21 protein-coding genes are annotated in these 20,768 nt (G+C 64.2%); 14 read left to right on the top strand and 7 right to left on the bottom strand.

Annotation, left to right across the window (positions count from 1 at the left end):
* Positions 1–9: 9 nt before the first annotated feature.
* Entirely contained in the window at positions 10–585 is a 576-nt protein-coding gene (locus SA496_RS27395; RefSeq protein ID WP_330114765.1) for a DUF6436 domain-containing protein, read from the top strand.
* Here SA496_RS27395 and SA496_RS27390 read toward each other — a convergent pair.
* Positions 582–1,619 (bottom strand): AraC family transcriptional regulator, encoded by a 1,038-nt coding sequence (locus tag SA496_RS27390; RefSeq protein ID WP_120653581.1) that lies wholly within the window; start codon positions 1,617–1,619, stop codon positions 582–584. The two genes, SA496_RS27395 and SA496_RS27390, sit on opposite strands and share 4 nt — an antisense overlap.
* Positions 1,620–1,731: 112 nt before the next feature.
* Between SA496_RS27390 and SA496_RS27385 the strand changes: the two genes are divergently transcribed.
* Positions 1,732–4,113: a penicillin acylase family protein gene (locus SA496_RS27385; protein WP_330114764.1), complete on the top strand. Its 2,382-nt coding sequence runs from the start codon at positions 1,732–1,734 to the stop codon at positions 4,111–4,113.
* Between the two features lie 142 nt (positions 4,114–4,255).
* Here the strand turns inward: SA496_RS27385 and SA496_RS27380 are convergent, their stop codons facing one another.
* From SA496_RS27380 to pilT, 5 genes are all read right to left on the bottom strand, one after another.
* The gene (locus SA496_RS27380) at positions 4,256–5,440 is read right to left on the bottom strand and encodes a trans-sulfuration enzyme family protein (RefSeq protein ID WP_330114763.1); all 1,185 of its coding nucleotides are present in this window, start codon (positions 5,438–5,440) and stop codon (positions 4,256–4,258) included.
* Positions 5,437–6,816 carry a pyridoxal-phosphate dependent enzyme gene (locus SA496_RS27375; RefSeq protein ID WP_330114762.1) on the bottom strand — a complete coding sequence of 460 codons (1,380 nt, stop codon included), beginning with the start codon at positions 6,814–6,816 and terminating at the stop codon, positions 5,437–5,439. The genes SA496_RS27380 and SA496_RS27375 overlap by 4 nt, the downstream gene beginning before the upstream one ends.
* 145 nt (positions 6,817–6,961) lie before the next feature.
* Positions 6,962–7,357 (bottom strand): NINE protein, encoded by a 396-nt coding sequence (locus tag SA496_RS27370; RefSeq protein WP_120653585.1) that lies wholly within the window; start codon positions 7,355–7,357, stop codon positions 6,962–6,964.
* 75 nt (positions 7,358–7,432) lie between these two features.
* Positions 7,433–8,578, bottom strand: coding sequence for a PilT/PilU family type 4a pilus ATPase (locus tag SA496_RS27365; RefSeq protein ID WP_330114761.1), 1,146 nt, complete (start codon positions 8,576–8,578; stop codon positions 7,433–7,435).
* Between the two features lie 27 nt (positions 8,579–8,605).
* Positions 8,606–9,640, bottom strand: a complete 1,035-nt coding sequence (gene pilT, locus SA496_RS27360; protein ID WP_028629028.1) for a type IV pilus twitching motility protein PilT — start codon at positions 9,638–9,640, stop codon at positions 8,606–8,608.
* Positions 9,641–9,803: 163 nt separating this feature from the next.
* On the opposite strand from pilT, the gene SA496_RS27355 reads away from it, so the two are divergent.
* The 12 genes from SA496_RS27355 (at position 9,804) to SA496_RS27300 (ending at position 19,194) form a co-directional block, all read left to right on the top strand.
* A complete protein-coding gene (locus SA496_RS27355) occupies positions 9,804–10,499 on the top strand; it encodes a YggS family pyridoxal phosphate-dependent enzyme (protein WP_330114760.1) in 696 nt (231 codons plus the stop codon).
* A gap of 10 nt (positions 10,500–10,509) precedes the next feature.
* The gene (gene proC / locus SA496_RS27350; RefSeq protein ID WP_120653588.1) at positions 10,510–11,328 is read left to right on the top strand and encodes a pyrroline-5-carboxylate reductase; all 819 of its coding nucleotides are present in this window, start codon (positions 10,510–10,512) and stop codon (positions 11,326–11,328) included.
* Positions 11,329–11,338: 10 nt separating this feature from the next.
* Positions 11,339–11,932, top strand: a complete 594-nt coding sequence (locus tag SA496_RS27345) for a YggT family protein (RefSeq protein ID WP_120653589.1) — start codon at positions 11,339–11,341, stop codon at positions 11,930–11,932.
* Positions 11,933–11,939: 7 nt separating this feature from the next.
* Complete coding sequence (locus SA496_RS27340) at positions 11,940–12,236, top strand: DUF167 domain-containing protein (protein ID WP_120653590.1); 297 nt, start codon at positions 11,940–11,942, stop codon at positions 12,234–12,236.
* 210 nt (positions 12,237–12,446) lie between these two features.
* On the top strand, positions 12,447–14,435 hold the full coding sequence (locus SA496_RS27335; protein ID WP_330114759.1) for a dynamin-like GTPase family protein: 1,989 nt from the start codon (positions 12,447–12,449) through the stop codon (positions 14,433–14,435).
* Positions 14,436–14,545: 110 nt separating this feature from the next.
* The gene (metX, locus tag SA496_RS27330) at positions 14,546–15,685 is read left to right on the top strand and encodes a homoserine O-succinyltransferase MetX (RefSeq protein ID WP_120653592.1); all 1,140 of its coding nucleotides are present in this window, start codon (positions 14,546–14,548) and stop codon (positions 15,683–15,685) included.
* 3 nt (positions 15,686–15,688) lie between these two features.
* Complete coding sequence (gene metW, locus SA496_RS27325; protein WP_330114758.1) at positions 15,689–16,309, top strand: methionine biosynthesis protein MetW; 621 nt, start codon at positions 15,689–15,691, stop codon at positions 16,307–16,309.
* A gap of 16 nt (positions 16,310–16,325) precedes the next feature.
* Positions 16,326–16,745 (top strand): DUF4426 domain-containing protein, encoded by a 420-nt coding sequence (locus SA496_RS27320; RefSeq protein ID WP_077524144.1) that lies wholly within the window; start codon positions 16,326–16,328, stop codon positions 16,743–16,745.
* Positions 16,742–17,335 (top strand): RdgB/HAM1 family non-canonical purine NTP pyrophosphatase, encoded by a 594-nt coding sequence (rdgB, locus tag SA496_RS27315; RefSeq protein ID WP_120653594.1) that lies wholly within the window; start codon positions 16,742–16,744, stop codon positions 17,333–17,335. The genes SA496_RS27320 and rdgB overlap by 4 nt, the downstream gene beginning before the upstream one ends.
* Positions 17,332–18,516: a radical SAM family heme chaperone HemW gene (hemW, locus tag SA496_RS27310; protein WP_120653595.1), complete on the top strand. Its 1,185-nt coding sequence runs from the start codon at positions 17,332–17,334 to the stop codon at positions 18,514–18,516. The genes rdgB and hemW overlap by 4 nt, the downstream gene beginning before the upstream one ends.
* A gap of 60 nt (positions 18,517–18,576) precedes the next feature.
* Positions 18,577–18,900: a DUF3392 domain-containing protein gene (locus SA496_RS27305; RefSeq protein WP_120653596.1), complete on the top strand. Its 324-nt coding sequence runs from the start codon at positions 18,577–18,579 to the stop codon at positions 18,898–18,900.
* 39 nt (positions 18,901–18,939) lie between these two features.
* Positions 18,940–19,194 carry a hypothetical protein gene (locus SA496_RS27300; RefSeq protein ID WP_120653597.1) on the top strand — a complete coding sequence of 85 codons (255 nt, stop codon included), beginning with the start codon at positions 18,940–18,942 and terminating at the stop codon, positions 19,192–19,194.
* Between the two features lie 211 nt (positions 19,195–19,405).
* Here SA496_RS27300 and SA496_RS27295 read toward each other — a convergent pair whose 3' ends face one another.
* A complete protein-coding gene (locus tag SA496_RS27295) occupies positions 19,406–20,749 on the bottom strand; it encodes a DUF1329 domain-containing protein (RefSeq protein ID WP_120655304.1) in 1,344 nt (447 codons plus the stop codon).
* Positions 20,750–20,768: the final 19 nt, after the last annotated feature.

Below are 20,768 nucleotides of genomic sequence, written 5' to 3'. Positions count from 1 at the left end.
CCCGTCACAATGCGTGCACTCAATCCCAGAACCCTGATCACCAGCCTCGCCCTCCTCGCCTGCGTCGGCGCCATCCTGTTGGCCCTGCGCTGGTACGAGTCGCGCTATGTGCGCCCTTTCAATACACAGGCCACGGTGTTCTCCGGCGAGCAGCTGCGTCTACCGGCCGAGCTCGCCGGCCCGGGCCCGATCCGCCTGGTGCACTTCTGGGACCCGGCCTGCCCCTGCAACGCCGGCAACCAACAGCATCTCGCCGAACTGATTCAGCGCTTCACGCCCCAGGGCGTGACCTTCCATGCGGTGCAGAAACCCGGCAGCAAAGGCCATTTGCCCCCTGGCCTGGAAGCTCTGCAGCCGCTGGCTATGATGCCTGGTTCCGAGCAACTGCCGGCGGTGCCCGCTGTGGGCATCTGGGACCGTGACGGCCGCCTCGCCTACTTCGGCCCCTACAGCGAAGGCGCGGTCTGCAACTCGGCCAACAGCTTCATCGAGCCCATTCTCGAAGCCTTGATCGACAACCGCCCGGTAAGCGCCAGCAGCACCCTGGCGGCGGGTTGCTTCTGCGCCTGGCGAAAGCCGAGCTAGCCAGCGCCGAGACGCGCGCGCCAGGCTTCCGGCGGCATCCCGTACCAACGACGAAAGGCCCGGTAGAAGGGCGACAGCTCGGAGAAGCCGCACTCCCGGGCCACCTCGCGCATGGCCCGGCCCTCTTGCAACAGCTCCACCGCGCGCAACTGCTGCACCGACTCGCGTACCCCCCGCAGGCTGCTGCCCTGTCCGGCCAGCGCCCGCTGCAAGCCGCCGGCGCTGAAACCCAGCTCCGCCGCGCAGGCTTCCAGCGAGCAATCCGCCTTGCCCAGGCGAACACCCAGCAGGTAACGCAGGCGATTGAGCAGGTCGTTTCCCACCAGCGCCTCCATCTGCGCCTCGGCGTGCTTCCAGAGCAGTTGGTGCAACTCTGGATTGGCGGTGCGCGACGGGCGCTTCAGCAGGGCCGTCGGGAACAGCAGGGCATCATGCTCGCGGCCGAATACCGGCAACAGACCGAACAAGCGCTGGTGTTCGCTCACCCGCGCCGGTCGGGCATGGCGGAACTGCACGCCGTCCAGACGGAACTCACCATCAGTAATGAAGCCCAGCAGCTTGGTGAAGAGCAGCGCCAGGCATTCCATCTGCTGGCGCAGCGACGAGAAGCCCAGGTAGTTGAGGTCGATCACCAGGCGCGCCACCGCACCTTCCACATGCAACTGGGCGACGAAGCCGCCGGAAAGGATGTGCTGGAAACGCAGGAAGCTCGCCAAAGCCTCGCCCAGGTCACGGCTGGCCAGTAGCAGATAGCCCACCACATCGAGCAGGCGCGGCTTCATGACCTCGCCCAGATGCAGGCCGATGTCAGGGTCGCCGATCAGTGCGTCGGCGGCCAGCCAGAATTGCGGCGCATCGTCGTGGCGTAGGCGGCCGTCCACCGGCGGTGGTCCCAGTCGGCGGTGCTGGTTGACGCCAAGATAAACCCGGCCAGGGTCCAGGCCGAGCTCCGTCAGCGCTTCGTAGAGCAGGCGGCGCAAGGTAGCGGAGTGGGTCAGCGGGACGAAGCTGGCGTCTGGCTCGGTGACGGACATGGCGATTCCTCGTGCATTGACCAAAGACTTTCAGTTCGCGCGTGTTTGGTCAATGCCTGCCAGCCCTGCCTTGGGGAGAATGCCGCAACCATAACAACAAGGAATTTCGTGCATGAAACGCACCCTGACTGTCCTGGCCGTCCTGATCGCAGCGGCTGCCGGCGGCGCCACCTGGTACAGCGAGAGCAAGAAGCCCGTGCGCGACGGCGAGCTTGCCATGGCCAACCTCCAGGCCCCGGTGACAGTGCGCTACGACGAGCGTGGCGTACCCCATATCCAGGCCGCCAACGAAGCCGACATGTACCGTGCCCTGGGCTTCGTCCATGCCCAGGACCGCCTGTTCCAGATGGAAATGCTGCGCCGCCTGTCGCGCGGTGAGCTTGCCGAAATCCTCGGCGCCCGCCTGGTGGACACCGACCGCCTGTTCCGCACCCTGGGAATCCGCGCCCACGCCGACGCTTACGCCAGCAAGATGGACAAGGACAGCCCTGCCACAAAGGCCCTGCAGGCCTATCTCGACGGCATCAACCAGTATCAGGACAGCCGCCCGGCACCGGTGGAGTTCGACCTGCTGGGTATCGAGAAGCGCCCCTTTACCATCGCCGACACCATCTCCGTGGCCGGCTACATGGCCTACAGCTTCGCCGCCGCCTTCCGTACCGAGCCGGCGATCACCTACGTGCGTGATGAACTGGGCGCCGACTACCTGAAGGCCTTCGATCTCGACTGGCACCCCGAAGGCGTGATCGGCCAACCTCTCGCCCAGGGCGACTGGCAAGACCTCAACCGCCTCGCCAGGCTCAGCCAGCAAGCGCTGGTCGAAGCCGGCCTGCCACAGTTCGAGGGCAGCAATGCCTGGGCGGTTTCCGGCAGCCACACCGCCAGCGGCAAACCGCTGCTCGCCGGCGACCCGCATATCCGTTTCGCCGTTCCGGCGGTGTGGTACGAGGCGCAATTGAGCTATCCGGGCTTCGAGCTCTATGGCCACCACCAGGCCCTGAACCCGGTTGCGTCCCTGGGGCACAACCGGCAGTTCGCCTGGAGCCTGACCATGTTCCAGAACGATGACCTCGACCTGATCGCCGAAAAGAGCAATCCGGACAATCCCGACCAGGTCTGGTACCAGGGGCAGTGGGTCAACCTGGAAAGCCGCGAGGAAACCATCCAGGTCAAGGATGGCGAACCGGTGAAGCTGACCCTGCGCCGCTCGCCCCACGGCCCGATCATCAATGACGCCCTGGGCGCGGCCGCCGGCAAGACGCCGATCGCCATGTGGTGGGCCTTCCTGGAGACCGAGAACCCGATCCTCGATGCCTTCTACCAGCTCAACCGCGCGGACAGCCTGGACAAGGCCCGTGCCGCCTCCGAGAAAATCCATTCACCCGGCCTCAACATCATCTGGGCCAACGCCAGCGGTGACATCGGCTGGTGGGCTGCAGCGAAGCTGCCGCAACGCCCGGACGGCGTGAATCCCTACTTCATCCTCAACGGCAGTACCGGCGAAGCCGACAAGCCTGGCTATCTGCCCTTCAGCGCCAACCCCCACGAGGAAAATCCGCAGCGCGGCTTTATCGTCTCGGCCAACTATCAACCGCTGTCGCCGACCGGCGTCGCCATTCCGGGCTACTACAACTTGCCGGATCGCGGCGTACGCCTGAACCAGCGTCTGGCCGAGTCCGGCGTGAAGTGGGACGTGCAGAACAGCCAGGCGCTGCAACTGGACACCACCACCGGCTATGGCCCGCGCCTGCTCGCGCCGATCCTCGGCGACCTGCGTGCTGCCGCAACCGACGACGCCGAGCGCGGCCTGGTGGAGCAGCTCGCCAACTGGCAAGGCGACCACCCGCTGGATTCCACTGCCGCCACCCTGTTCAACCAGCTCACCTACGAGCTGTCCAATGCACTGATGCGCGACGAGCTGGGTGATGCCTTCTTCGACAGCCTGCTGCAGACGCGCATCCTGGACTCTGCCCTGCCGCGCCTGACCAATGAGCCGGCCTCGCCCTGGTGGGACAAACGCGATACACCGCAGAAGGAAACCCGCGCGGATGTGGTCAAGGCTGCCTGGCAGGCCAGCCTGGCGCACCTGAAGAAGACCCTCGGCGAAGACAGCTCGAAATGGCAGTGGGGCAACGGCCATACCCTGACCCACAGCCATCCGCTGGGGCAGCAGAAACCGCTGAACCTGCTGTTCAACGTCGGTCCCTTCGCCGCACCTGGCGGCCACGAAGTGCCCAACAACCTGTCCCAGCGCGTCGGCCCGGCACCCTGGGAAGTGTTCTATGGCCCCTCAACGCGCCGCCTGATCGACCTGGCGGACGCCGAACATGCCCTGGGCATCAACCCGGTGGGCCAGAGCGGCGTTCCTTTCGACCGTCACTACAAGGACCAGGCCGAGGCTTACATCCGTGGCGAGTACGTGCCGATGCACTTCGCCGAGGATGAGGTGAAAGCCAATAGCCGCGAGACGTTGAAGTTGGTGCCTGGGAACTGACTCCCTCCACCCGCCCCTCTCCCGCAAGCGGGAGAGGGGCGACTCAGGGCCTGACCTCCTGGCACAGAATGCCCCCTCTCCCTGAGGGAGAGGGCTGGGGAGAGGGGGAAGAGCCCCACCTCACGAAGTAGCGTTGACGTCCTCAAACCCTCCCCAACGCCTGCGCCAGGTCTGCGCGCAGGTCCTCCAGGTCTTCCACACCCACCGATAGCCGCACCAGCGAATCGCCAATGCCCAGCTCCGCGCGAATCTCCGCCGGGATGCTGGCATGGGTCATGATCGCCGGGTGCTCGATCAGACTCTCCACGCCGCCCAGGCTCTCGGCCAGGGTGAAGATTCGCACCGCTTCGAGGAAGCGCCGGGTTCCCGCCAGGTCGCTGGCCAGGTCCAGGGAGATCATCCCGCCGAAACCGTGCATCTGCCGCTGCGCCAGCACATGTTGCGGATGCGACTCCAGGCCAGGGTAGTAGACCCGCGCCACCTGAGGCTGGCGCTCCAGCCAGCGAGCCAGTTCCAGGGCATTGCTGCAGTGGCGCTCCATGCGTAACGCCAGGGTCTTCACCCCGCGCAGGGTGAGGAAGGCGTCGAAGGGCCCGGCGATTGCACCCACGGCGTTCTGCAGGAAACCCAGGCGCTCGCGCAGCGGCTCGCAGCGGCTGTCGCCGGAGACGATGGCGATGCCACCGATCACATCCGAGTGGCCATTGAGGTATTTGGTGGTGGAGTGCACCACCAGATCGAAGCCCAGGTCCAGCGGCCGCTGCACCCATGGGCTGGCGAAGGTGTTGTCGGCCGCGAGGATGATGCCGCGCCCTCGGCAAAGCGCCACGATGGCGCTGAGGTCGGCCAGGCGCAGTAGTGGGTTGCTCGGCGTTTCCACCCAGAGCATGCGGGTGTCGTCGGTGAGCGCCGCACCGATCGCACCGATGTCGCTGAAGTCGACGAAGCTGAAGCGGTGCCCGGCGCTGACCCTGCGCACCCGCTCGAACAGGCGGAAGGTGCCACCGTAGAGATCGTTGCTGGCGACGATGTGTGAACCGCTGTCGAGCAGCTCCAGCACCGTGGAGATTGCCGCCAACCCTGAGGCGAAGGCGAAGGCCTGGGCGCCGCCTTCAAGGTCCGCGACGCAGCGTTCCAGGGCCCAGCGCGTGGGGTTGTGGGAGCGCCCGTAGTCCAGCCCCTTGTGCACGCCGGGGCTTTCCTGCGCATAGGTGGAGTTGGCGTAGATCGGCGGCATGATGGCGCCGGTCGACGGGTCGGGCGCCTGGCCAGCATGGATCACGCGGGTGGCGAAGGCGCGCGGGAAGGTGTCGTCCTGCTGACTCATGCAAGGGTCCTCCGCAGGTGGTTAAGCAGGTCGGAACGGGTGATCAGGCCGTGGAAGCCAGACGCGTCGGCAATGATGGCGACCAGCCCACGGTCGAGCTCCGCCTGCAGTTCGGCCAGGCTGGCATTCGGCGCCAGGGTCTCCAGGCGGGCGGTCATGACGCTCGCCACCGGTTGGCGGAAGTGCGTGGCGTCGGTGTGCACGCCAAGCAGGATATCGGACTCATCCACCACCCCAGCCAGGTGCCCGTCCCGGAGCACCGGGAGCTGCGAGACATCCGCCAGGCGCATGCGCTGGAAGGCGGTGAGCAGGGTGTCGTCCGGCCCCACACTGATCACCCGGCCGTCCTCGTAACGCCGCGCGATGATGTCGCGCAGGTCGCCATAGCGCTTGCGCGCCAGCAGGCCCTGGTCGGTCATCCACTGGTCGTTGTAGATCTTAGAGAGGTAGCGGGTGCCGGTGTCGCAGACGAAGCTGACCACCCGCTTGGGCGTCTTCTGCTCGCGGCAATAGCGAAGCGCCGCGGCCAGCAGCGTGCCGGTGGATGAACCGCCGAGTATCCCCTCGTTACGCAGCAACTCGCGGGCATGGCCGAAGCTTTCCTCGTCGCTGATGGAGTAGGCACGTCCCACGCTGGAGAGGTCGGCGATCCCGGGGATGAAGTCCTCGCCAATGCCCTCCACCGCCCAGGAGCCAGGGGTACCGAGGGTGCCACTGCGGGTGTATTCGGCAACGATGGAGCCCACCGGATCGGCCAGGACCATTTCCAGGTCGGGCTGCACTCGGCGGAAATAGCGGGTCAGGCCGGTAAGGGTGCCCGCCGATCCGACACCAACCACTATGGCGTCCACGTCCTGTCCGGTTTGCTGCCAGATTTCCGGGCCTGTGGTGCATTCGTGGGCCAGCGGATTGGCCGGGTTATTGAACTGATCGGCGAAGAAGGCGCCGGGAATCTGCCCGGCGAGACGGCCAGCCAGGTCCTGGTAGTTCTCCGGATGGCCCTTGCCGACATCCGAGCGGGTAATGTGCACCTCGGCGCCCATGGCCTTCAGGTGCAGCACTTTCTCGGTGGACATCTTGTCCGGCACCACCAGTACCACGCGGTAGCCCTTGGCCCGGCCCACCAACGCCAGGCCCAGGCCAGTGTTGCCGGCCGTCGCCTCGACTATGGTGCCGCCGGGCTTCAACCGGCCATCACGCTCAGCGCTGCTGATCATGGCAATGCCGATGCGGTCCTTGATGGAGCCGCCGGGGTTCTGGGATTCGAGCTTGAGGAACAGGGTGCAGGGGCCGGTATCGAAGCGGGTGACCCGCACCAGCGGGGTGTTGCCGATCAGGTCGAGAACTGCGGGACGAACATCTTTGACACTGTTCATGGCGTCACCTCCTTGCGCAACCAGGCAGGGGGGCGAAGCGGGCGCCCCACGCTGGAACATAGGCCGCAAGGTGAGGTGTCGCCATGGGTTCCGACGAAGGGGGCGGCGCATCAGGGGCCGAGGCCCCCACAAGGAAAAGCGCAGTTCAGCGAGCGTTGAGCACCGAAACCTGGGTGTTCAGGGTCCAGAAGTCGTAGAGCACGCCGATCAGGAAGAAGCCGCCGGTTAGCAGGTAGAGGATGCCGCTGATCCACTTGCCCTGATACATGCGGTGCACGCCGAAGATGCCGAGGAAGGTCAGCAGGATCCAGGCGACGTTGTAGTCGTACTGGCCGGCGTTGAAGCGCAGGGCCGCTTCGCGGTCCATGGCGGGAATCAGGAACAGGTCGATGATCCAGCCGATGAAGAACAGGCCAAGGGTGAAGAACCAGATGGTCCCGGTCACTGGCTTGCCATAGTAGAAACGATGGGAACCCAGGAATCCGAAGATCCAGAGCAGGTAGCCGATGGCCTTGCTGTGGGTGTCCTGACGGGTGTTCATGCTGCCTCCTGCAGTGTGTAGTCGAATCGGGCAAGAAGAAGCCCGCCGAAGCGGGCTTTTCCCTGGAGCGCGAGCTTAACGGAAGCGGCGCCCCGGATCTTCTTCGCTCACCTGCAGCGACAGACCATCGCTCATGTGCTGCAGGTGCTCACCATCGGTTTCCGAACCGAGCTTGATCATCAGGCGCAGGTCGTTCGCCGAGTCGGCGTAGAGCAGCGCATCTTCGTAGGTGATCTCGCCCTGGGAATAGAGGTTGTAGAGCGCCTGGTCGAAGGTCTGCATGCCGTGTTCGGTAGAGCGTTTCATCAGGCCCTTGAGCTCGTGGACCTCGCCCTTGCGGATCAGATCGGCGACCAGCGGCGTGTTCAGCAGTACTTCGATCACCGCGCGACGCCCCTTGCCGTCGGGGGTCGGCACCAGTTGCTGGGCGACGATGGCCTTGAGGTTCAGCGACAGGTCCATCCACACCTGCTGCTGCCGATCGGCGGGGAAGAAGTTGATGATACGGTCCAGCGCCTGGTTGGCGTTGTTGGCGTGCAGGGTGGCCAGGCACAGGTGACCGGTTTCCGCAAAGGCGATGGCGTGGTCCATGGTCTCGCGGGTCCGCACTTCGCCGATCAGGATCACGTCTGGCGCCTGGCGCAGGGTGTTCTTCAGGGCCACCTCGAAGGATTCGGTGTCGATGCCCACTTCACGCTGGGTGACGATGCAGCTCTGATGCTGGTGGATGAACTCGATCGGGTCCTCGATGGAAATGATGTGACCGCTGCTGTTCTTGTTGCGGTGGCCGATCATCGCCGCCAGAGAGGTGGACTTACCGGTACCGGTGGCGCCGACGAAGAGCACCAGGCCGCGTTTGGTCAGCGACAGCTGCTTGAGGATTTCCGGCAGCTTCAGCTCGTCGATGGTGGGGATGGTGGTCTCGATCCGACGCAACACCATGCCTATCAGGTTGCGCTGGTAGAAGGCACTGACCCGGAAGCGACCAATGCCCCGCGCACTGATGGCGAAGTTGCACTCGTGGTTCTCTGCGAAGTCGCGCCGCTGCTGTTCATTCATCACGCCCATCACGGTTTCCCGCGTCATTTCCGGCGACATGGGGTTCTTGGTCACCGGCATGATCTTGCCATTGACCTTCATCGATGGCGGCACGCCCGCCGTGACGAAGAGGTCGGAACCGCCTTTTTCCACCATCAGGCGCAACAGTTTCTCGAATTCCATGACGTTCTCGCTGGCCGCTCAGGCGAATCAGAAGTTTTCCGGGCTCTTGGCCTTTTCCCGCGCGCTTTCACGACTGACCAGTCCCTTGGCGACAAGCCCCTTGAGGCACATGTCGAGGGTCTGCATGCCGAGCGAGCCGCCGGTCTGGATGGCGGAATACATCTGCGCCACCTTGTCTTCGCGAATCAGGTTACGGATTGCCGGGGTGCCGATCATGATCTCGTGAGCCGCCACCCGACCGCCGCCGATCTTCTTCAGCAGGGTCTGGGAAATCACCGACTGCAGGGACTCGGAGAGCATGGAGCGGACCATGGACTTTTCCTCGGCAGGGAATACGTCGACCACGCGGTCGATGGTCTTGGCCGCGGAGGTGGTGTGCAGGGTGCCGAATACCAGGTGACCGGTTTCCGCGGCGGTCAGCGCCAGGCGGATGGTCTCCAGGTCACGCATCTCACCCACCAGGATGATGTCCGGGTCTTCACGCAGTGCCGAGCGCAGGGCTTCGTTGAAGCCGAGCGTATCGCGGTGCACTTCCCGCTGGTTGATCAGGCACTTCTTCGATTCGTGGACGAATTCGATCGGATCTTCCACGGTGAGGATGTGGTGGTACTTGGTGCTGTTCAGGTAGTCGAGCATCGCCGCCAGCGTGGTGGACTTGCCCGAGCCGGTGGGGCCGGTGACCAGCACCAGGCCGCGGGGAACGTCTGAGATCTTCTTGAAGATCTCTCCCATCCCCAGGTCCTCCATGCTCAACACCTTGGAAGGAATGGTCCGGAACACGGCGCCGGCGCCGCGGTTCTGGTTGAAGGCGTTGACCCGGAAACGTGCGACGCCCGGGACTTCGAAGGAGAAGTCTGTCTCGAGGAACTCCTCGAAATCCTTGCGCTGCTTGTCGTTCATGATGTCGTAGATCAACGCGTGGACCTGCTTGTGGTCCAGGGCCGGAAGGTTGATCCGGCGCACGTCGCCATCGACGCGAATCATGGGTGGCAGGCCGGCCGAGAGATGCAGGTCCGAAGCGCCCTGCTTGGCGCTGAAGGCAAGCAGCTCAGTAATGTCCATGGGGCTCCCCAATTCGAAGCAAACGGTTTGCAGACCGCTGAATGATCACTGCGCCAGGCTAGCGGCTCGCGAAGCCGACAAGCCTGGCCGTCGCTCGCTACATTTTTCAGCGGCAGTTAGAATGCCGCAGACCCCACTCAGGCCGGGCTGTAGAGCGCAGGTAATGTCCACGATAGCAGACAATATTGCAAAGGTTCGCGCGCGTATCCGTGAGGCGGCGCAAGCCTCCGGGAGAGAATTTTCCAGTATCGGCCTGCTGGCCGTGAGCAAGACCAAACCCGCAGCCGCAATCCGCGACGCGTTCGCCTCAGGAATCGTCGATTTCGGCGAAAACTATCTGCAGGAAGCCCTGACCAAGCAAATCGAGCTGGCCGACCTTCCGCTGACCTGGCATTTCATCGGCCCGATTCAGTCGAACAAGACCAAATCCATTGCTGAACATTTCGACTGGGTGCATTCGGTGGACCGCCTGAAGATCGCCGAGCGCCTTTCCGCCCAGCGCCCCGCCGGGATGCCGCCGCTGAACATCTGTCTACAGGTGAACGTCAGTGGCGAGGCCAGCAAATCCGGCTGCACCCCTGAGGAGCTGCCGGCCCTTGCCGTCGCCGTGAGCGACTTGCCGAACTTGCGCCTGCGCGGCCTGATGGCTATCCCGGAACCTACTGATGACCTGGCGGAGCAGCATGCCGCCTTCGCTCGCCTGCGCCAGTTGCAGGCAGCACTGAACCCCTCCCTGGACACCCTGTCCATGGGCATGAGCCATGACCTCGAAGCGGCCATCGCCGAAGGCGCCACCTGGGTGCGGATCGGCACCGCGCTATTCGGCGCCCGCGACTACGGCCAGCCTTCGCATTCATAAGGAAGCATTGATGAGCACTCCCCGCATTGCATTCATCGGCGCCGGCAACATGGCCGCCAGCCTGATCGGCGGCCTGCGCGCCCAGGGCGTCGCCGCCGACCATATCCGCGCCAGCGACCCCGGTGCAGAGCAGCGCGCGAAAGTCGCCGCCGAGCACGGCATAGAAGTGGTGGAAAGCAACGCCGACGCTGTACAAGGTGCGGACGTGGTGGTTCTCGCAACCAAGCCGCAAGTCATGAAAACCGTTTGCCAGGCCCTTGCGCCCAGCCTCAAGGACGGCCAACTGGTGGTCTCCATTGCCGCCGGCATCACCTGCGCCAGCCTGTCCACCTGGCTTGGCGCGCGCCCGATCGTACGCTGCATGCCCAACACTCCGGCGCTGCTGCGCCAGGGCGTCAGCGGCCTGTACGCCAACGCCGAGGTCAGCGCCGCCCAGCGCGAACAGGCCGAGCAGCTGCTGTCTGCCGTGGGCATCGCACTATGGCTGGACGAAGAGAAGCTGATCGACGCCGTGACCGCTGTATCCGGCAGCGGCCCGGCCTACTTCTTCCTGCTGATGGAAGCGATGACCGCCGCCGGCGAAAAACTCGGCCTGCCCCGCGCCACCGCCGAGCAGTTGACCTTGCAAACCGCCCTGGGTGCCGCGCGCATGGCGGTATCCAGTGACGTGGACGCCGCCGAGCTGCGCCGGCGCGTCACCTCGCCCAACGGCACCACCGAAGCGGCGATCAAGACTTTCCAGGCCGGAGGCTTTGAAGCCCTGGTGCAACAGGCCCTGAACGCCGCCGACCGGCGTTCTGCCGAACTGGCCGAACAACTGGGCCAATAAGGAGCTTTCGATGACCGGACTCAACACCGCCGCCATCTACGTGATCCAGACCCTCGGCAGCCTCTACCTGCTGATCGTCCTGCTGCGTTTCATCCTGCAACTGGTGCGCGCCGACTTCTACAACCCCCTGAGCCAGTTCGTGGTGCGCGCCACCAAACCGCTGCTCAACCCTCTGCGCAAGATCATCCCCGGCTTCGGCGGGCTCGATCTCGCCTCACTGGTGCTGGCGATCCTGGTCCAGCTCCTGCTGATGGTCGTCACCCTGACCCTGATGGGCTACGGCGTCGGCGGCTACCTGCTGCAGTTGCTGATCTGGTCGATCATTGGCGTCACCTCGCTGTTCCTGAAGGTGTTCTTCTTCGCCCTGATCATCAGCGTGATCCTGTCCTGGGTCGCGCCGGGCAGCTACAACCCCGGCGCGCAGCTGGTGAACCAGATCTGCGAGCCGCTGCTGATGCCGTTCCGCAAGCTGTTACCGAATCTCGGCGGCTTGGATATTTCGCCGATCTTCGCCTTCATTGCGCTGAAACTGCTGGATATGCTGGTCATCGGCAACCTCGCCGCCATGACCGGCATGCCGCAGATCCTCAGCCCATTCCTCTGATCTCCCCATGAGCTGGTATCGCTGGGCAGGAGAGGACCTGATCCTCGACTGCCACCTGCAGCCCAAGGCGAGCCGAGACGAGTTCGCCGGGCTGCACGGCGAGCGCCTGAAGATCCGCCTCACCGCACCACCGGTGGAAGGCAAGGCCAATACCCACCTGATGGCCTTCCTGGCGGAGGCCTTCGGTGTCTCCAAGAGCCAGGTGACCCTGGAAAGCGGTGAACTGAACCGCCAGAAGCGGGTACGTATCCGGTCCCCGCGAGCCCTCCCAGACCTTCCCGGATTGACCGCTCGGCAACCCTGACCGACCTTAAGGCGGGCATCGCCTGCCCGGCGATTGACGGCCATCCCCCAAGGCGCATAATGCCGAGCAATGACAGGCTGGCACTCTGCCTTTACCTCGTCCCGGAGCCGATCTCCGGCGGGCGTGGTGCGACCACCAGCGTCGTCGACAACCCGATTCGAGTTTTATCCATTCCCGTACGCAGGATGCGTGTTCACGAGGAGAGCCTGAATGAGCATGGAGCGTCTCAGTCAGCAAGTCGACGCCTACGTCGCCTGGAAACGTGAGTTGTTGCGGGAGATCACCCGCTATAGAAGCTGGCTGGAACATAACCGGCTCAACTCCGACGCACTCTCCACCAAACTGGAACGTGCTCAGCGCCTCCTGCGCACCGACCACATCACCCTGGCCTTCGTCGGCGAGTTCTCCCGCGGCAAGACCGAGCTGATCAACTGCCTGTTCTTCTCCGAGTTTGGCCAGCGCATGCTGCCATCCCAGGCTGGGCGCACGACCATGTGCCCCACCGAGCTGTTCTACGATCCTCGCTCCGAACGCTCTTACATCCGCCTGCTGCCCATCGAGTCACGCATGGCCGAAGCCAGCGTCTCTCAGTTCAAGCGGGCGCCCCGACACTGGGTGAACATCCCTCTGGACCCAAGCGACCCGGACAACATGATCCAGGCCTTCGCCCAGGTTGCGCGTACCAAGCCGATGCCAGTGGAGCAGGCCATCCAGCTCGGTTTCCACCCGGACATGCTCGACCCCACCGGCCGCCCCGGCGAAGTGCTGGTCCCGGCCTGGCGCCACGCCATGGTCAACTTCGATCATCCGCTGCTGCGCCAGGGCCTGCGCATCCTCGACACCCCCGGCCTGAATGCCCTCGGCAGCGAACCGGAGCTGACCCTGTCGATGTTGCCCGCCGCCCAGGCCATCGTCTTCCTGCTCTCAGCCGATACCGGCGTCACCGCCAGTGACATGGACGTCTGGCAGCAGCACATCCGCCAGCTTGATGAAGACACCCAGTCTCATCTGTTCGCGGTACTGAACAAGATCGACGTGCTCTGGGACGACCTCGCCGGCGAGAAATTTGTGCAGAACGCCATCCGCCGCATCCAGGAAACCACTGCCCGCCAGCTCGGTATCCGCAGCGACGAAGTGCTGCCGTTGTCGGCCAAGCAGGCGCTGCTGGCCAAGGTGCGCAACGACAGGGAGCTTCTCGCGCGCAGCCAGATCGGCGCGCTGGAAGAGCTGCTCTGCGATCGGATCGTCACGCAGAAGGAGCGCCTGATCGAGGATCACGTGGCGCATCAGATGATGGCCCTGCTGCAGAACAGCCTGCATGTGCTCAACCTGCGCCTGGAAAAAGTGCGAGAGCAGCAGGCGATGCTCGACAGCCACCAACAGGACAACGGCCAGATGCTCTTCGAGCTGACGGCGCGCACCAAACAGGATCATGCTCAGCACCACCGCCGCCTCCTCGGCCTGAAGACTAACCAGCGCCTGCTCAAGCGCCAGGGCGACGCCCTGCGCAATGCCGCCCGTACGGAGCACCTGGAAGAACACCTGGCACGTCTGCGCCGCGAACTCACCGGCAGCTGGACAACCGTCGGCATCAACCAGGGCATCCTGCACTTCTTCCGTTCCGTGGCGCTCGACCTGCACAACCTCGAACACGAAGCCGAGATGGCCAACAAGATGGTTGCGGCCATCTACCGCCGGCACAACGAAGAGAACCCGCTGAACGGGGTCGATGCGCCGCAGTTCAATGTGCAGCGCTACCTGCGCGAGCTTGGACAGCTGCGCTCCAAGGCCGACCAGTTCCGCCTGCATCCCAAGACCCTGCTGACCGAGCAACGCCAGCTCGGCAAACGTTTCTTCGACACTCTGGTGCAGGAAGTCATCGGCATGCACCAGCGCCTGCGCCTGGAAGTCGCACAATGGGCTGGCGATGCGCTGATGCCGCTGATGCAGCACACCCTGGAGCACAAGCAGCTTCTGGAAACCCACATGTTGCGCCTGAAGGCCCTGGCCCAGGAAACCCAGCTCACCCGCCAACGCGGTCAGCAGCTGGAGCGCTACACCGAGGAACTGGAGCAGCAGATCAGCGAAGCCAACGAAATGCTCCGGACTTTCCGCCTTCCCTCGCCGATGCAGCGGATGGGCAAGGTGGTCAACCTGCCTGTGGCAGCTCGCAAACATCACGGTGGCGAGTCCGCCTGAACGCCCGCAGCGCCTGATTATTCAACGCTTTAGCCGCCGCCCCCTGCGCTTGCCGCAGGGGGCGGCGCTCTTTAGACTGGCGCCCTTCCCAGATTGAGAGCAGGGTCGCGATGCCCACCGCCATTCCCGCAGATTCCGTCGGCCTGGTCAGCCCCCAGGTACAGCACTTCAGCGAACCGCTGGCACTGGCCTGCGGCCGCAGCCTCGCCAATTACGAACTGGTTTATGAAACCTACGGCGAGCTGAATGCCGACCACAGCAATGCAGTGCTGATCTGCCATGCGCTCTCCGGCCATCATCACGCCGCTGGCTACCACAGCATGGAGGATCGCAAGCCGGGCTGGTGGGACAGTTGCATCGGTCCGGGCAAGCCCATCGACACTCTGAAGTTCTTCGTCGTCAGCCTGAACAACCTCGGCGGTTGCAACGGTTCTACCGGCCCCTCCAGCATCAACCCGGCCACCGGTACCCCCTTCGGGGCCGACTTCCCGGTGATGACGGTGGAAGACTGGGTCCACAGCCAGGCGCGCCTCGCCGATACCCTGGGCATCCAGCAATGGGCCGCAGTGGTTGGCGGCAGCCTCGGCGGCATGCAGGCCCTGCAGTGGACCATCAGCTACCCGGACCGTGTACGCCACTGCCTGGCCATTGCCTCCGCGCCAAAGCTCTCGGCACAGAACATCGCCTTCAACGAGGTGGCGCGCCAGGCCATCCTCACCGACCCGGACTTCCACGGCGGGCACTTCCAGGACCAGGGCGTGATCCCCAAGCGCGGCCTGATGTTGGCGCGCATGGTCGGCCACATCACCTACCTGTCGGACGACGCCATGGGTGAGAAATTCGGCCGTGGCCTGAAAAGCGAGAAGCTCAACTACGACTTCCACAGCGTGGAGTTCCAGGTGGAAAGCTACCTGCGCTACCAGGGCGAGGAGTTCTCCGGGCGCTTCGACGCCAACACCTACCTGCTGATGACCAAGGCGCTGGACTACTTCGACCCGGCCGGTCCTCATGACGGCGACCTGGCACGCACCCTGGCTGGAGCCAAGGCGGACTTCTGCGTGATGTCCTTCACCACCGACTGGCGCTTCTCCCCGGCCCGCTCGCGGGAAATCGTCGATGCCCTCATCGCCGCGCGAAAGAACGTCAACTACCTGGAAATCGACGCCCCCCAGGGCCACGATGCCTTCCTCATGCCGATTCCGCGCTACCTCCAGGCCTTCAGCAGCTACATGAAAAGGATTGCGGTGTAACCCATGCGTGCCGACCTAGAAATCATCCAGGACTGGATTCCCGCCGGCAGCCGGGTGCTCGACCTTGGCTGCGGCCGTGGCGAGTTGCTGGCCTGGCTGCGCGACAACAAGCAGGTCAGCGGCTATGGCCTGGAAATCGACTCGGAAAACATCGCTCACTGCATTGACCGGGGCGTGAACGTGATCGAGCAGGACCTGGACAAGGGCCTGGGCAATTTCGCCAGCAACAGCTTCGACGTCGTGGTGATGACCCAGGCGCTGCAGGCCGTGCACTACCCCGATCGCATCCTCCAGGAAATGCTGCGGGTCGGCCGTGAGTGCATCATCACCTTCCCCAACTTCGGCCACTGGCGCTGCCGCTGGCACCTCGCTCGCTACGGCCGCATGCCGGTATCGGAATTCCTGCCCTACACCTGGTACAACACGCCGAACATCCACTTCTGCACCTTCAAGGACTTCGAGGCGCTATGCCGCCAAATGCACGTGAAAGTGCTCGACCGACTCGCCGTGGACAACGAGCACCGGCACAACCTGCCCAGCCGCGTTTGGCCTAATCTGTTGGGTGAGATCGGCATCTATCGCGTCAGCGGCCCGAGTCTTGCGGATCACCGCGTCGCGGTCTGAACAAAGGAGGCACACCATGCGTCGTCTAGCCCTGTTCCTTTTCGCCCTTTGCCTGGCGCTGCCGGCAGCCGCCGAGCGCAAACAGACCTTTGGCGACCTGGACGTGCACTACAACGCGTTCAACTCGAGTTTCCTGCAGCCGGACATCGCCGCCGCCGTGGGCCTGACCCGCAGCAAGACCCAAGGCGTGGTCAACGTCGCTGTGCTCAAGGCTGGCAAGGCCAGCACGGCCCAGGTCAGCGGCCAGGTGAAGAACCTGCTTGGCCAGGTCACGCCACTGCAGTTCAAGCAAATCAGCGAAGGCGAGGCCATTTACTACCTCGCGCAGTTCCCCTTCAACGAGCGTGAAATGCTCAATTTCACCCTCAATGTGCAACGCGGAGACGAAGCCGCCCACAGCTTCAGCTTCGACCAGGAATTCTTCCCCGACGAATGATGCCCTTCAATGAACTGGTGCTGGCCAGCCACAACGCCGGCAAACTCAAGGAACTCCAGGCCATGCTCGGCGACAGCGTGAAAGTGCGCTCCATCGCCGAGTTCAGCGACGTCGAGCCGGAAGAAACCGGCCTGTCCTTCGTCGAGAACGCCATTCTCAAGGCCCGCAATGCGGCAAAGGTGTCCGGCTTGCCGGCGCTGGCCGACGACTCCGGCCTGGCGGTGGACTTCCTCGGCGGTGCGCCGGGCATCTACTCGGCACGCTATGCCGACGGCAAGGGCGACGCGGCGAACAACGCCAAACTGCTCGAGGCCCTGAGCGACGTCCCCGAGGCCGAGCGCGGCGCGCAGTTCATCTGCAGCCTGGCGCTGATGCGCCACGCCGATGACCCGCTGCCGATCCTCTGTGAAGGCATCTGGCGCGGCAGCATCCTGTTCGAAGCCCGTGGCGAGCAGGGCTTCGGCTACGACCCGCTGTTCTGGGTCCCCGAATGCGGCTGCTCCAGCGCCGAACTGTCTCCGATCGACAAGAACCAACTCAGCCACCGCGCCCGTGCCATGGCCCTGCTCAAGCAGCGGCTGGGTATATGAAAGGCACGGCCTCGCACCCGGAGGCTGGAGACCGGGAGATCGGCTTCCAGCTCCCGCCCCTGGCGCTCTATGTCCATATCCCCTGGTGCGTGCGCAAGTGCCCCTACTGCGACTTCAACTCCCATGCCGCAGGCTCCGAACTGCCTGAAGAGGCCTACATCGATGCCCTGCTTGCGGACATGGACCAGGACCTCGGCCATGTCCATGGTCGCTCACTGACGTCGATCTTCTTCGGTGGCGGCACACCCAGCCTGTTCAGTGCCAACGCCATCGGAAGGTTGCTGGATGGCGTGGAGCAGCGGGTACCCTTCGCCCGCGATATCGAGATCACCCTCGAAGCCAACCCCGGCACCTTCGAGCAGGCCAAGTTCGCCGCGTACCGGCAGCTCGGCATCAACCGTCTCTCCATCGGCGTACAGAGCTTCCAGGAAGCCAAGCTCAAGGCCCTGGGACGCATCCACAACGGCGAAGAAGCCGTGCGCGCTGCCGACATGGCTCGCAAGGCCGGCTTCGATAATTTCAACCTGGATCTGATGCACGGCCTGCCCGACCAGTCCCAGGAAGATGCCCTGGAAGACCTGCGCACAGCCATCGCCCAGGGACCGACGCACCTCTCCTGGTACCAGCTGACCATGGAGCCAAACACGGTGTTCTGGAACCAGCCGCCGGAGCTGCCCGAGGACGACATCCTTTGGGACATCCAGGAGGCCGGTCAGGCGCTACTGGCCGAAGAGGGGTACGCGCAGTACGAAGTGTCCGCCTATGCCCGTGACGGCCAGCGCGCACGGCACAACCTCAACTACTGGAGCTTCGGCGACTTCCTCGGCATCGGTGCCGGCGCCCACGCCAAAATGAGCAGCCCGGAAGGCCGCATCATCCGCAGCTGGAAAACCCGCCTGCCGAAGGACTATCTGGATTCCTCCAAACGCTTCCAGGCCGGCGAACGCCACCTCGACCATGACGAACTGCCCTTCGAATTCCTCATGAACGTGCTGCGCCTCACGGACGGCGTGCCCGCGGAGTTGTTCACTCAGCGCACCGGCATGCCGCTGGCCAGCCTGGCAGCGGCGCGTAGCGAAGCAGAGGCCCGCGGTCTACTGCTGAAGGACCCGCAACGCCTGGTTGCCACCCGCGAAGGCCAGCTGTTCCTCAACGACCTGCTGCAGCATTTCCTGCCTTGACGGGCACACCACGGATTTGGAATCGTCTGCCCCCGAACCATTTCGCCAAGGACCCTCTGGATGGAAGTCGTACTGGACCTGATCGCCACCCTCTCGCGCTGGAGCCGCGGCCACCTGCACGATATTGCCCTGGCCATAATGGCCACCGTCCTGGTGCTGTTCGGGCCCGCCCTGAACGCCTGGGTGCAGCAGCGCATCGGTAGCCTCAACTTCCTGTTCCGCACCCTGCTCTTCGTACTGCTCTGCGCGGTGGGCTACGGACTGGCGATGATCTACCTGACGCCCTGGCTGGCCAAAGGTCTGGGCTACTTCAACAACTACACCCTGGCGCCCGTCCTGCTACTAGTCTTCTTCGTGATCGGTGTGATCGCCGATCGCAACTAGGATCGGCGGCTCCCGGCCGCCACCGCCGGGAGCACGCCCATGAAACCGATCAAGCACCTCTATCTGCACTTCCAGGACGGCCAACGCCTGGCCTTGCGCTTTCCCCAGCAAACCGCCAACCCGGTAGAAATCGCCCGGGGACTGCGTATCCAGCTGGAATCTCCCTTCCTCAGCATCGAAGTGGATGGCGACCTGCTGCTGATCCCGCGGGAAAGCATCAAGTACATGCAGATAAGCCCCGCACCGCCGACTCTGCCCGAGGCGACGCTGACTGGCGCGGAACTCATCAATTAGTGCGGCCTTCCGGATAGGGTGGACCACGCTTCACCGCTCGGGTTTGAAAGCGCTCAGCGGATGGATGTGAAAAGCGAAATCCACCCTGCGAAACGACGGAACCTGCGGTGTGGACGGTAGGGTGCGCCTCCCGCGCACAGCGCCCCTACGAAACACCCGCCCATTAAAAAGCCGCCCCGAGGGGCGGCTGGGATGGCCAGGCAGGCCGGAATCAGTTGCCTTCGCGCCGTAGCGCCTGGGGCGTGAAGTCCCTCGGGCTGAGCGGGGCGTTGAAATCATACATGGGTTCGTTGTTGTCGAGACCGTCGACGAAGTAACGGTCACCCACGAAATCGTAGATGGTTTCCAACGTACTGCCGAACATCGGCACATCGTAGTAGCTGATCGGGTGGCTTTCCTGCATGCCGCTCAAGCGCCCGTCCTTGTCGTAGAGATCTACAGCGAGAATCTGCCAGCTGTCCTCATCCAGGTAGAAACGACGCTTGGCGTAGGGATGGGTGAAGCCCTTGCGCAGGGTCGCTTCCACCACCCAGACGCGATGCTGCTCGTAGCGCAGCAGGTCGGGGTTCACGTAGCTGGACTTGAGGATCTGCTCGTAGGGAATGCCCTTCTGATGCACGGCGTAGCTGTTGTAGGGCACCAGCATTTCCTGCTTGCCCAGTAGCTGCCACTCGTAGCGGTCCGGCGCACCGTTATAGGAGTCCACTACGTCAGCCGTGGCCAGGCCATTGGTGTCGGGCTGCAGAGTGTCGTACGCCAGCATCGGCAAACGCCGGACACGACGCTCACCACGGTTGAACCGCCAGGCCTTGCGGATCGACAGCACCTGGTCGAGGGTTTCCTGTACCACCAGCGCCGAACCCGACAGCTTGGCCGGGGCGACGACGCGGTACTTGTAGAAGAACAGGGTGTTCTCCAGGTTCCCCGGAGTCATGCCGTCGCGGCCATAGACGAAGTAGATGTCCCGTTCCAGCTTCAGCAGGTTGTAGCTGCCATTGGCCAGGACTGCTGCCTGGTTGGTAGTGAAGTGAATCTGCTCACCGCGATAGCGCAGGATGTGGTTCCAGATGGCTTCCAGGCCGCTTGCCGGCATCGGGAAGGGAACACCCGCAGCCACGCCCTCGACACCGTTGCCGCCAGCGATCAGCGAACCGTTCACGGCATTGAAGCGGGTGGCGTCATAGATGCGCTGTGGCGCCGCGGCGCTGCGATGGGTCGGGAAGACCCGCAGCTTGTATTCCGGGTGCTCCTGCAGCAGGGCCTTGTATCCCGGCGTCAGGATCTGCTCGTACTGAGCGAGGTTCTTGCCGTCTATGACGAAGCGCGGGGCTTCACCGGCGTAGGGGTCAGGGTGATGCATGCCCGGCTGGTAGCCGGCCGGCGGGGTGGCAAGACCGCCATCCCAGGCCGGGATGGTGCCCGCGGTATTGCCGGCACGTTCGCCGCCAAGGGGGGTGAGGTCCTGCCCGAGACGGGCGGCCTGGGTAGCGTCGACCTTGGCCTGGGCTTGCAGGGCGCAGCCAGCCAGGAGCAGATATCCGAATGTTCTCAACAACACAGCCTTCTCCTCACGA

This window comes from Pseudomonas sp. JS3066 (assembly GCF_036328175.1).
Lineage (GTDB): Bacteria > Pseudomonadota > Gammaproteobacteria > Pseudomonadales > Pseudomonadaceae > Metapseudomonas.
The sequence above is the reverse complement of the archived record's forward strand: the minus strand, read 5'-3'. Positions and strand labels throughout refer to the sequence as shown.